Annotated in this window: 11 protein-coding genes; 1 reads left to right on the forward strand and 10 read right to left on the reverse strand. The window is 62.2% G+C overall.

Translation table 11 applies throughout. From position 1 onward, the window contains the following. Positions 1 to 28: 28 nt before the first annotated feature. The 4 genes from ACR0EZ_RS09675 to ACR0EZ_RS09690 all read right to left on the reverse strand — a co-directional run bounded on the left by ACR0EZ_RS09675 (position 29) and on the right by ACR0EZ_RS09690 (position 4,163). Entirely contained in the window at positions 29 to 631 is a 603-nt protein-coding gene (locus tag ACR0EZ_RS09675; protein ID WP_480612541.1) for a histidine phosphatase family protein, read from the reverse strand. Positions 632 to 635: 4 nt separating this feature from the next. Beyond that, on the reverse strand, positions 636 to 2,378 hold the full coding sequence (locus ACR0EZ_RS09680; protein ID WP_480612542.1) for a peptidoglycan -binding protein: 1,743 nt from the start codon (positions 2,376 to 2,378) through the stop codon (positions 636 to 638). Positions 2,379 to 2,381: 3 nt separating this feature from the next. Further along, positions 2,382 to 3,563, reverse strand: a complete 1,182-nt coding sequence (locus tag ACR0EZ_RS09685) for a biopolymer transporter ExbB (protein ID WP_480612543.1) — start codon at positions 3,561 to 3,563, stop codon at positions 2,382 to 2,384. Between the two features lie 69 nt (positions 3,564 to 3,632). Then, the gene (locus ACR0EZ_RS09690; protein ID WP_480612544.1) at positions 3,633 to 4,163 is read right to left on the reverse strand and encodes a gamma-glutamylcyclotransferase; all 531 of its coding nucleotides are present in this window, start codon (positions 4,161 to 4,163) and stop codon (positions 3,633 to 3,635) included. A 67-nt stretch (positions 4,164 to 4,230) separates the two neighbouring features. Between ACR0EZ_RS09690 and ACR0EZ_RS09695 the strand changes: the two genes are divergently transcribed. After that, positions 4,231 to 5,232, forward strand: coding sequence for a DUF2125 domain-containing protein (locus ACR0EZ_RS09695; RefSeq protein ID WP_480612545.1), 1,002 nt, complete (start codon positions 4,231 to 4,233; stop codon positions 5,230 to 5,232). Here the strand turns inward: ACR0EZ_RS09695 and ACR0EZ_RS09700 are convergent. The 6 genes from ACR0EZ_RS09700 to ACR0EZ_RS09725 all read right to left on the reverse strand — a co-directional run bounded on the left by ACR0EZ_RS09700 (position 5,229) and on the right by ACR0EZ_RS09725 (position 12,064). Beyond that, positions 5,229 to 6,083 (reverse strand): extensin-like domain-containing protein, encoded by an 855-nt coding sequence (locus tag ACR0EZ_RS09700; RefSeq protein ID WP_480612546.1) that lies wholly within the window; start codon positions 6,081 to 6,083, stop codon positions 5,229 to 5,231. The genes ACR0EZ_RS09695 and ACR0EZ_RS09700 overlap by 4 nt on opposite strands. Next, the gene (locus ACR0EZ_RS09705; protein ID WP_480612547.1) at positions 6,083 to 7,000 is read right to left on the reverse strand and encodes a prephenate/arogenate dehydrogenase family protein; all 918 of its coding nucleotides are present in this window, start codon (positions 6,998 to 7,000) and stop codon (positions 6,083 to 6,085) included. Before ACR0EZ_RS09705 ends, ACR0EZ_RS09700 begins: the two co-directional genes overlap by 1 nt. Beyond that, positions 6,997 to 8,082 (reverse strand): histidinol-phosphate transaminase, encoded by a 1,086-nt coding sequence (gene hisC / locus ACR0EZ_RS09710; RefSeq protein ID WP_480612548.1) that lies wholly within the window; start codon positions 8,080 to 8,082, stop codon positions 6,997 to 6,999. The genes ACR0EZ_RS09705 and hisC overlap by 4 nt, the downstream gene beginning before the upstream one ends. A 201-nt stretch (positions 8,083 to 8,283) precedes the next feature. Beyond that, on the reverse strand, positions 8,284 to 8,904 hold the full coding sequence (gene rpsD / locus ACR0EZ_RS09715; RefSeq protein ID WP_480612549.1) for a 30S ribosomal protein S4: 621 nt from the start codon (positions 8,902 to 8,904) through the stop codon (positions 8,284 to 8,286). A 244-nt stretch (positions 8,905 to 9,148) separates the two neighbouring features. After that, positions 9,149 to 9,595, reverse strand: a complete 447-nt coding sequence (locus ACR0EZ_RS09720; RefSeq protein WP_480612550.1) for a hypothetical protein — start codon at positions 9,593 to 9,595, stop codon at positions 9,149 to 9,151. Positions 9,596 to 9,781: 186 nt separating this feature from the next. Continuing rightward, the gene (locus ACR0EZ_RS09725; protein ID WP_480612551.1) at positions 9,782 to 12,064 is read right to left on the reverse strand and encodes an adenosylcobalamin-dependent ribonucleoside-diphosphate reductase; all 2,283 of its coding nucleotides are present in this window, start codon (positions 12,062 to 12,064) and stop codon (positions 9,782 to 9,784) included. Position 12,065 lies beyond the last annotated feature (1 nt).

Genomic DNA, 12,065 nt, shown 5'->3' on the forward strand with positions numbered 1-12,065 from the left:
TCAGCGGGCTTTTTTCATGTGTTGACGTTTAGCGCCCGACCATGTCCTCCATTGGCCGCCAACCATGTTTCGGCTGCCTGTCCCGCACATTGAACTGAAACCAGTTGCCGCCGCCACCGGGACCCTGATCATGTTTCCGATCAATCGGCAAACCGGCCAAAGCGCAGTACAGCAACGTCCCCACGCCACCATGCCCCACAAACAAAACATCCCCCTGCCCCGGTTCAGACAGGCACTCTGACACCGCCTTCAAAATACGCGCCTGCGCATCGACGGCCCTTTCCCATCCGCGCACGCTGTCATCGGGATTGGCGAAAGACTGATCGACCACAGTTTCAAATTCCTCCGGCGGCAAAAACCCCGTCGCGCTGCGGTCGTTTTCGTGCATGTCCGGGCGGATTTCCAATTCCACGCCCAAAGCATCAGCCAGCGGAGCAGCCGTTTCGAGGGCCTTCGTCTCGGCGCTGCTGACGATCCGCATTGTCCGCTCCAGCTCGCCCGGACGACACGCGAGATGATCAACCCGGGACCGTCCGGTTTCGTTCAGCGACCAGTTCGGTATGTCCACGGTCGGGTCAATCACCACCTGCGGATGGCTAAGGTATCGGGCGAAGCGCTGCTCAGCCGCCACAGCCCTATCTTTCAGTCAGTTTCAGTTCGATCCGCCGGTTCTGCGCCCGCGCCTCGGGCGTGTCTGCGGGATTGACCGGCTGGAACTCTCCGAACCCGTTGGCCGCGAGGCGACTGGGCGGAATCCCCAAAGCATCGACCATGTAGCGCACCACCGACAAGGCGCGGCCCTGGCTGAGTTCCCAATTGTCCCGGTACCGCCCCGATCCGGCCAGCGGCACGTTATCGGTATGCCCGTCGACCCGGATCACCCAGTTCAGACCGGGCGGAATTTCCGCCGCCACGGTGCGCAGGATGTCGGCAACCTTGGCGACCTCCTGACGACCCTCGGATGACAGGATCGCCGAGCCCGTTGCAAACAGCACCTCGGACGAGAACACGAACCGGTCGCCTTCGATCCGCACGCCCTCCTGATCGCCCAGCACGTCGCGCAGCCTGCCGAAGAATTCCGAGCGGTAGCGCTGCAAATCCTCGGCCTGCGCCGCCAGTTCCTGATTTTGCCCGGCCAGCGCTTCGGCCTCGGCCTCAAGTCGCTTGCGCTCGGCCTCTTCCAGCAGGCGCCGGCGGCGCTCTTCCGAGGCGGCGCGGGCCAGAGCGGCGTTCAGGTCCTGACCCAAGGTCTGGATCTGCACCTCGGCGGCGGCATTGCGTTCTTCGAAATCATCCAGCAGGGCTTGCAGCGATCCCAATTGCCCGCGCAGGGCCGCGACCTGCTGGTTCAGCAAGGCGGCCTCACGCTGCGCCTCTTCCGAGATCGCCTTTTCGTCCGACAGCGTGTCGCGGGCGACGGCCAGCAACGCCTCGCGTTGGGCGGCCAGCGCCTGTTGTTCATCCGCATCTGCCTGAGCCTGCGACTGAGCCTCTAGCGCGGCCTGCAACTGCGCTTTCAATTCCTCGGCGTTCAACTCTCCGAACTGACGTTCCAGCTCGGCCTTGGCGGCCTGAGCGGCGGCCAGCAGGGTCAGGGTCTCTTCCGCCTCCTGCCGCTGCGCTTCCAAGGCCAGCGTCATTGCGGTCAGTTCCGCATCCGCATCCTGCAGACGGTTGCGCAGGTTTTCGGCAGCGGCGGCTTCTGCCAGCCGGGCGGCCTCTTCATCCGTCAACTGTTGTTCCAGATCGGCGATCTGAGCGGCGCGATCCTCGCCACTTTGCTCCAGATCAGCCACCAAGGCTTCCAGCGCTTCGCGACGGGCGGCGGCCAGACGAGCCGCCTCGGCCTGTGCATCAATTTCATCGCGGCTTTGCGCGAGCGCCAGGTTCAGCGCTTCCTGCTCGGTCAGCAGCTTTTCCCGTTGGGTTTCCAAAGCGGCGATGTCACCGAAAGCCCGTTCCTGATCGGCCAGCAAAGCGGCCACCTGCGCCTCGAAATCAGTGATGCGGGTCTGCGCCTGATCCAACGCGGCGGCCTGACGGTCCCGTTCGGTGGTCAAAGAAGAAATCAGCGCCTGCGCCTGCGCCAGATCGTCCTCGGCCTGCGACAGCGTGGTGTTCAGCGCCCCAAGCCGCGCCTGCAACCGGCTGTTTTCCCGCTCTTCCAGCCCAAGCGCCCCGGCAAGGGCCGCGATCTCATCGGCGAGGGTAGTCAGTTCATCCTCCTGCCCCGAGATGGTTTCGCGCAGCACGAACTGGATCACCATGAAGATAGTCAGCACGAAGGTCAGCACCATCAGCAGCCCCGTCATCGCATCCACGAAACCGGGCCAGACCGAGCCCTGGAAGCGTTGACCGGTGCGGCGGGACAGGGCCATGGGTTACTCTCCGTCCGGCGAGCTGCGCACCGCGCCGCGCGGCAGGGTCATGGCCTTGACCAGCAGTTCGATATCCTTGCGGAACTCGTTCATGCTCTCCTGCCGGCCGGCAGAGATTTCTTCGAGGATGCGCAGCAGTTGTACGTCCATTGACCGCAGGCGCATGCGGCTTTCAGCATCGATCCCTTCGCCTGCCCCATGATCGCGCATGTGATCCAGCAGAGCGTCCTGCCCCAAGGCCACCCGTTCCAGCGCGGCGGTGACGCCTTCGGTCTCGGACTGCCTTGTGTTCATCTGGCCGATCGCATCAACCAACTGGCCCAGCTTGGCCGAAACCTCGGCCCGGTCCAGTTCCTGCGCCGAAAACAGGTCCTGCAAGGCATCCATCTGTTCCGACATCGCGTCCAGAACCGGGGTCAGAACCTCAATCTCGGGCCCTGCGCCATCCTCGACACCGGCAAAGCCAACGCGGGTGATGGACGAAAGCCATTCTTCGAGCTCGCGGTAGAACCGATTCTGACCGTGCCCGGCGAACAGTTCCAACAGACCCACGATCAACGAGCCCGCCAGACCCAGCAGTGACGAGCCAAATGCCACGCCCATACCCTGCAACTGCGCCTCAAGACCCGTCATCAGACGGTTGAAGACGGCCAGACCTTCCTCACCCTCCTGCGGGTTCAGGCTGCGGATCGTGTCGACGATGGCGGGAACCGTGGTGGCCAGCCCGAAGAACGTGCCCAAAAGGCCCAGATAAATCAGGACATTGGTGATGTAGCGCGTGATCTCACGCTCTTCTTCGACCCGTTCGGCCACGGAATCGAGAATAGACCGGGTCGAACTGCTGCTGATTTGCGACCGCGCGCCCCGCTCTCGCAGCAGCGAGGCCAAAGGGGCCAGAAGCTGCGGCGTTCTCGCGTCTTCGCGCACGACGCCGCCGACAAAGGCCTCGATCCAGCGCACAGACCCCATTAACTGCGCGACCTGATAGAAACAGGCAAACACACCAATGACGAAGACCAGCAGGATGAACCCGTTCAGGTAAGGATTGGCGTAGAAAACCGGCAGCACGTAGGGCAGCGCCATAAAGACCCCAAGCCCTGCAAGGCCAATTGCGATCAACATCATCACAATCTGACGAATGGGATGCGAGAAATGGGGTCTTACGCCCTGTCGTGCCTGCGCCATGCGCGTGGTTCCCGGTACTTGCCTGCTCTGGCCCGAATCTAGCGAAGTTCCGCCGGTGACGCCAAGGGTTTATGCGGTAAGGGCGCGCACCCGTTGCGACAACCACTCAAGATCGGGATCGCGCAGCCCGATCTCGGCCAGATGTTCGGCTGTATTGTACAGGTACTCGGTGTTCGGCCCGCGCCCGCCAACCGCGTGCGCAATGATCTGTGCCTGCTCTTCCAACGGCATGCCACCGCAATACTGTACGTGGTGGGCATCGATGACATAGGTAACGGCATTCACCACCTCACTGCCCTGCAGTTCCACATCCAGCATCCGTTCCAGATAGGCCGACGAGATCAACTCGCGCTCGCGCAGTTCGTGCAGCGTGCGGTCCTCGTGCCCGGCTTCGACCGCCAGGGCCAAACCCTTGCAATGCGCGCCTTCCTGTTCATCCAGCGCCAGCACAAGGCCCGGTTTTTCCTCGGTTCCGCGATGGTGGATGGAGCTCATGCAAAATGATCTTGCATAGCCGTGCAGCGTCGCTTGTTCGCTGCGCGCCACCGGGAAACCCGGATTCCACAGCAGCGATCCATATCCGAAAACCCACATCGTCATTGCACTGGTCCTTGCCCGTTTAGGCCTATAAACATCAATTTCAGGGCAGGAAAAAGGGCCATTCCTCATGCGCCGTCTGATACGCGTGTTCATTTTTGCAGGTGTCGCATGGAGCGCCTATTGGTTCATCGCCGGATATGGCCTGCGCAATGCGATCACCGGGTGGTTCGATCAGCAGCAGCAACTGGGCTGGCAGGCAGATTTTTCGGACGTCGCCACCGCAGGCTATCCCACGCATCACACGACCCGGCTGAGCAACCCGGCCCTTGCGGACCCGGTCAACGGCACCGCCTGGAGCGCCGACTGGATCGAGTTTCAAAGCCCCGCCATCTGGCCCGGGCGGCAGGTGCTGCGCTTTGCCGACACGCCGCAGCGGCTGTCTTATTTCGACCAGACCGCGACCATTATGGCCGAAGATCTGACCGCCGAGTTGCAACTGCAGCCCGGCGTCGCGATTGTCGTGGAAAAGCTGGCCCTGACCGCTGGCCCCTGGTCCGTCACCGAAGACACCGGCGCCGTCGCGGCTGGTGAGACCTTTGGCCTTGTGATGGCGCAGACCGACCGGCCCGAGGCCTATGCCATCACCGCCGAAATGGACGGCTTCACGCCCGGGGAAGATTTGCGCAAACTGATGCGCTCGGCCACGACCCTGCCGCAGGCTTTCGAGGCGCTGGAACTGGATATGGTCGCAACCTTCGACAAGCCCTGGGACCGCAGCGCGCTGGAACGGGGCCGTCCGCAGCCGGTCGCCATCGATCTTGATCTGGCCGAGGTCAAATGGGGCGAGTTGCGCCTGTTTGCAACTGGACATCTGGACGTGGATGCGCAGGGCATCCCAACCGGCGAGATTGCGGTAAAGGCTGAAAACTGGCGTGACATGATCGCGATGGCCAACGCCGCCGGTGCATTGCCCGATCAGGCGGTGAACCCGGTGACAACGGCACTGAACTTTCTGGCAGGTCTTGGCGGCAACCCGAACGCGCTGGACGTGCAATTGAATTTCCGCGACGGATTTGTCGCCCTGGGTCCGATCCCGCTGGGCCCCGCCCCGCGCCTGATCCTGCGCTAGCGGCAGTAGGGTCCGGTGCGATAGCGCGCCGTATCCAGATGGAAATGGTCGCGGTGGTAACGATCCGAATTGGGGCCCAACACAGTGCCGAACGGCCCGCAGGCCCCGCGCCAGATCTTCTTGAGCTGCTTTTGTGACGGGTTCTTGCGCCAGCCGTCATAGACGGTGACAACCTCTCCGTCCGCCATCACGAAGCCCGAGATATCAATGGCGCGGCCCTTGCCATGTTCAGACACCCGGGCGCCCTTGCGGTTGTTGCGGGTCCGGCAGGCGTAATGCGCCGCCACCTGTAGCTGCACCACCGGCCCGCGCCGCTTGAAAGTCGGTTTCACCGATTTGTCGACCCATTTGTTCAGCGCAATCGCCGTTCCGCAGTCCATCGTCGACGGTCGGCTCAGCTGCACCCCCGAGACCGAGGTGATCTGCACCGCATCCTTGACTCCGCACGCCTTGATCCGGCCCGGCACTTTGCCGACCGCTTTGCCCTGAATGTCGATATCTCCGCAAACCGACCCCTTGCGCAATTTGCGCTTCTTGAACAACACCTGCTGTTCCAGTGATTTGGGCCGCATGTATGGCGTCAGAGAGGTATCGGGGCCGAGCAGCGGCAAATCCGCCGGGCGCGCGGCAACAGCCTGAATTTGCGGCGAGATCGGGCGGGTTTCCGGCCTGATCTTTGCAATGGCGACTGCTGGCTCTGCCGTGGGCAGCGCTGCCGAAGCCAGCGCCATATCCGAATATGCCGCCGGACGCGCGGCGGGGATCAGAGACTGTTCCAGAGGCGCGGCCTGACCTGTTGCGGCGCAGACCACCGCCAAACCGATCAGAATTCGCCCCCAAAGCCCTGTCATCAGTTTGATTTCCCCCGTCCGAAATCGGGGGCATCCGTATCCTGCCCCGCGTCGATGATGCCGCGCCGGATCGCGCGGGTACGGGTGAAATAGTCGAAAAGATGCTCGCCGTCACCTGTTCGGATGGCGCGCTGCAGGGCAAAAAGTTCCTCGGTGAAGCGCCCGAGGATTTCCAGCGTCGCGTCCTTGTTGGTCAGAAACACGTCGCGCCACATGGTCGGGTCAGACGCGGCGATGCGGGTGAAATCGCGGAAACCGGCGGCCGAGTACTTGATCACCTCGGTATCCGTCACCCGGCGCAGGTCATCGGCCACACCAACCATCGTGTAAGCGATCAGGTGCGGCGCATGAGAGGTCACGGCCAGAACCAGATCGTGGTGATCCGCGTCCATCTCATCGACATAAGACCCCATGCCCTCCCACAGCGCGCGCAGGCGGGAAATGGCGTCGGGGTCCGAGCCTTCGACCGGGACCAGCAGGCACCAGCGGTTGTCGAACAGTTCGGCAAAACCGGATTCCGGCCCCGAATGCTCGGTCCCCGCTAGCGGGTGCGCGGGGATGAAATGCACACCTTCAGGGATGTGCGGAGAGACGTCCTGAATGACATGCCGCTTGACCGAGCCAACATCCGTGACCGTCGCGCCGGGCTTCAGCGCCGCCGAAATCTGGCTGGCGACCGCGCCCATCGCGCCAACTGGCACACACAGTACCACCAGATCGGCCCCTTCGACCGCCTCTTGCGCCGTGTCGCAGACCCGGTCGCACAGCCCGATGCGGCGGGCGGTGTCGCGGGTGGCCTGAGACCGGGCATAGCCGGAGACCTCGCCCGCCAGACCGGCGCGTTTGATGGCCCAGAACATGGAAGAGGCGATCAGGCCCAGCCCGATCAGCGCCACACGGTCGTAAATCTGGCTCATGCGGCGCCCCCTTTGAACGCGGTAATGGCTGCAACCACGCGGCGGCAGGCCTCTTCATCGCCCACGGTGATCCGAAGGGCATTCGGCAGGTTGTAGCCCGCAACCCGGCGCACAATCAAACCCTGGGTTTTCAAGTAATCGTCGCAGGCCTCGGCCTCGGCCTGATCGGCAAACCGCGCGAGGATGAAATTTGTGCAGGACGCATCCGAAGGCACGCCGATCTTGGCCAGCTCCTCTGCCAGCCAGACCCGCAGGCGAGCATTCTCGGACTGGCAGAAGGACAGGAATTCCACATCGTTCACCGCCGCCTCAGCCGCCGCCAAAGCGGTAAGCGACAGGTTGAACGGCTGGCGCACACGGTTCAGCACGTCGATAATCGGTCGTTGCGCATAACCCCAGCCCACCCGCATGCCGCCCAGACCGTAAACCTTTGAGAACGTCCGGGTCATGATGACGTTGTCGTGCCGGTCGACCAGAGCCGCGCCGCCATCGAACCCATCGACAAATTCCGCATAAGCGCCGTCCAGCACCATCAGAGAGGTTTCCGGCAACGCCTGCGCCAGTCGCTCCAGTTCCTCATCCGAGATCATCGTCGAGGTCGGATTGCCCGGGTTGGTGACAAACACAATCCGCGTCTTGCCCGTCACCGCGTTCAGGATGGCGTCCACATCGACCTTGCGGTCGCGCTCGGCCACCATGATCGGCGTTGCTCCGGCCATCCGCGCGATGATCGGGTACATGGAAAACCCGTGCTCGGTATGGATGACCTCATCCCCCGGCCCGGCATAGGCCTGGGCGACGAATTGCAGCACCTCGTCACTGCCGACGCCACAGACGAGCCGCGCCGGATCAAGCCCGTGCCGCGCCCCGATTGCCGCACGCAGGCTGGCATGATCGGTGCCGGGATAGCGATGCAGGTTGGCCACGCTGTCGCGCGCTGCCTCAATCGCCTTGGGGCTTGGACCAAACGGGTTTTCGTTCGAGCTGAGCTTGATCACGTGCTTCACACCCGCCACATGCGACTGGCCGCCCTGATACAGCGCGATGTCCATAATGCCGGGTTGCGGGGTGATCTTTGTCATGAAAGGCTCCGTTGATTGCGCCCCTCATACCTGCCTCAACGCCTTGAGAAAAGCGGCAATTCCGTCAGGCGGGATTGAAGCGGGACGTTGCCGTGTTCGGTGAGGATTTCCGGGCCATATGTGCAGCCTGACCAGCACCAAAAAAAGAAAAGGCCGCACCCAAACGGCGCGGCCTTTCCAAATTCGAAACGTCGGCGAAGATCAGTTCTTCGCGTAGAATTCGACAACCAGGTTCGGCTCCATCATGACCGGGTAAGGCACATCGCTCAGGCCCGGGGCGCGCACGAAAGTGGCGGTCATTTTCGAGTGATCGGCGTCGATGTAATCAGGCACATCACGCTCGGCCAGAGCAACGGCTTCCAGAACAACAGCCAGTTGCTTGGACTTGTCGCGCACTTCAATCACGTCGCCTTCTTTGACGCGGTAGCTGGGGATGTTGACCCGCTTGCCGTTCACTTTGACGTGGCCGTGGTTCACGAACTGACGCGCGGCAAAGACGGTTGCTACAAATTTGGCGCGGTAGACGACGGCGTCCAGACGGCGTTCCAGCAGACCGATCAGGTTTTCACCGGTGTCGCCGTTCACACGCACGGCTTCGGCGTAGATGCGGCGGAACTGCTTCTCGGTCAGGTCGCCATAGTAGCCTTTCAGCTTCTGCTTGGCGCGCAGCTGCAGACCGAAGTCCGACAGTTTGCCCTTGCGGCGCTGGCCGTGCTGGCCGGGGCCGTATTCACGACGGTTGATCGGGGATTTCGGACGACCCCAGATGTTTTCGCCCATCCGGCGGTCGATTTTGTACTTGGCAGACGTGCGTTTGGTCACGGCTGTTCTCCTTCGTTATGTAGAGCACTCCCTTGGTAAGGGAGAGGTCGAGTGAAGGGCGTTGTCCTCTTGAGGTTCCCCCCATGACAGGCATCCCCTTGCGGGGGCCACCAACACCAATGAAGCCGCGCTTATATCCGCCGAAATTGCAGAGTCAACAGGCTACGCCCACGACCGTTGAATTTTGTAAAAACATGCCGGGCAACCGGATGCCGCTTATTTGCCATCCCGACAAACGCGGGACTTACCGTGACGGAAAGGCAACAACCGTCGAGGGACGCTCGATGCTTGCCATTTGCGGCAGCTCGATTTCGGTGATCTCGCTGATCCAGAAATCCTGATGTCGCGGCGGGCAGGTCCCTTCAAAAACCAAAGTCGGGGCGCTGTCTTCCGCATCGACGACCATGTCCGCACTGAACCGCTGCGCGCCGTTCGACAGAACAACGGTTCCAACAACCTGACCGGACAGATCGCAGCCCCCCGAGGCCTGACCGCTTGTGCAGGCCACGACTCCACCTGCAATCCCGGCCTGCTCAAGGCTCTGGCCGGCAACGGCACCAAGCGCCACCGCCTGCCCCCGCCAGGACCACGCCGCCCCAACGACCATAAAGGCCAGAGGCGCAGCCTCGAGCCCGTCAAGTTCCGTTTGTTTCCAAGATATGGCTACACGACCGTTTGATCCGGTTCTCATTTGCCTGCTCGCACCCTTAAGACTACCCACCACTTAATCACATTGTAGTATCAGCCCTGATTCCGGCGGAAAAGAGACCGAAATGCAGCAATCAGATGAATGTTGCAGAACGGAATCAGGGGGCTGAGCCGGTTCGGTGCTAACGTATTGAAAACCGGCCCTTTGCCTGTTTTTCGACCTACAGCACTAACCGCATTTCGAATGCCCGCAACTGCGGCAGGTCATGCATCCTTCGATCATGACCATGTCAAACTGGCCACAGGACGGGCAGGCTTTGCCACGTGGCGCATCCATGTTGACCACCTGCGCCTGCGGGTCGGATTTCAGGCCCATGCCCTCGCCTTCCAGAAAGCCGATGCTGATCATGTGCTGCTCGATCACGCCGCCGATCGCGGCCAGAATCGACGGGATGTATTTACCCTTCACCCAGGCCCCGCCGCGCGGGTCGAACACAGCTTTCAGTTCCTCGACCACAAAGGACACATCCCCGCCCCGCCGAAACACGGCCGAGATCATCCGGGTCAGCGCCAGCGTCCAGGCGTAATGCTCCATGTTCTTCGAGTTGATGAACACCTCGAACGGGCGGCGGCGGCCTCCGTGGACGATGTCGTTGATCGTCAGATAGATCGCGTGTTCACTGTCGGGCCATTTCAGCTTGTAGGTCGATCCCTCCAGCGCCTGCGGGCGGTCCAGTGGTTCGGACATATACACGACCTCACCACCATCGACCTGATGCGGCGCATCGGCGCTTTCGCCCGGTGCCTTGTCGTCGCTTTCCGAGACTGTCAGGACGGAACCGGTCACGTCATTCGGGCGATAGGTGGTGCAGCCTTTGCAGCCCTGATCCCAGGCCTGCATGTAGACATCCTTGAAGGCGTCAAAGCTGATATCCTCTGGGCAGTTGATCGTCTTGGAAATCGAACTGTCGATCCATTTCTGCGCCGCCGCCTGCATCTTGACGTGATCGGACGGAGACAGCGTCTGCGCGTTGACGAAATAGTCGGGCAATTCGGTGTCACCGAACTTGTCGCGCCACATCTGCACCGCGTAGTCCACCACCTCTTCCTCGGTGCGCGAGCCGTCCTTTTGCAGCACCTTGCGGGTATAGGCATAGGCAAAGACCGGCTCGATCCCCGAAGACACGTTGCCTGCGTACAGGGAGATCGTCCCGGTCGGCGCGATCGAGGTCAGCAGCGCGTTGCGGATACCGTGTTCGCGGATCGCGTCGCGCACATCGTCATCCATCTGCTGCATGGTGCCGCTGGCCAGATATTTCTCGGCATCGAACAAGGGGAACGCGCCTTTTTCCTTCGCCAAGTCGACCGACGCCAGATACGCGGCGCGGGCGATCGCGTGCAACCAGCGCTCGGTCTGACGCGCCGCCTCGTCCGAGCCATAGCGCAGGCCCAGCATCAGCAGCGCGTCGGCCAGACCGGTGACACCCAACCCGATGCGGCGCTTGTCCTGCGCTTCGGCCTCTTGCTCGACCAGCGGGAATTTCGAGGCATCCACCACGTTGTCCATCATGCGAACCGAGGTCGCGACCAGCTCTTGCAGCGCGGCCTCATCCAGATGGGCCGCGTCCTCGAACGGTTCGGCGACAAGACGCGCCAGATTGATCGAGCCCAGCAGGCAGGCACCATAAGGCGGCAAGGGCTGCTCGCCGCAGGGATTGGTTGCCGCGATGGTCTCGACATAGCTCAGGTTGTTGGCCTGATTGATCCGGTCGATGAAAATCACGCCCGGTTCGGCATAATCGTAAGTGGCCTGCATGATCTTGTTCCACAGATCGCGGGCCTGCACGGTGTGATAGACCTTGTCGCCGAACACCAGTTCCCACGGGCCGTCGGTCTTGACGGCCTCCATAAACGGGTCGGTGACCAGCACCGACATGTTGAACATGCGCAGGCGGGCGGGGTCGGACTTGGCGGTGATGAACTGTTCGATATCCGGGTGATCGCAGCGCATCGTCGCCATCATCGCCCCCCGACGCGAGCCTGCGGACATGATCGTCCGGCACATGGCGTCCCACACATCCATGAAAGACAACGGTCCCGAAGCATCCGCCGCAACCCCTTTCACATCCGCGCCACGGGGCCGAATGGTCGAGAAATCATAGCCGATGCCGCCCCCCTGCTGCATGGTCAGCGCGGCCTCTTTCAGCATGTCGAAGATGCCGCCCATGCTGTCGGGCACGGTGCCCATGACGAAGCAGTTGAACAACGTCACCTGCCGCGCGGTCCCTGCACCTGCGGTGATGCGACCGGCGGGCAGGTATTTGAAATCCTCCAGCGCCGCGTAGAACTTTTCTTCCCAATGGGCCGGATCATCCTCGATCCGCGCCAGATCGCGGGCGATGCGCCGCCAGCTGTCCTCGACCGTCTGGTCGATGGGCGTGCCATCCGCCTGTTTGAAACGGTATTTCATATCCCAGATCTGCTCGGCGATGGGGGCGGCAAAGCGGCTCATT

The organism is Ruegeria sp. AK4 (assembly GCF_056541025.1).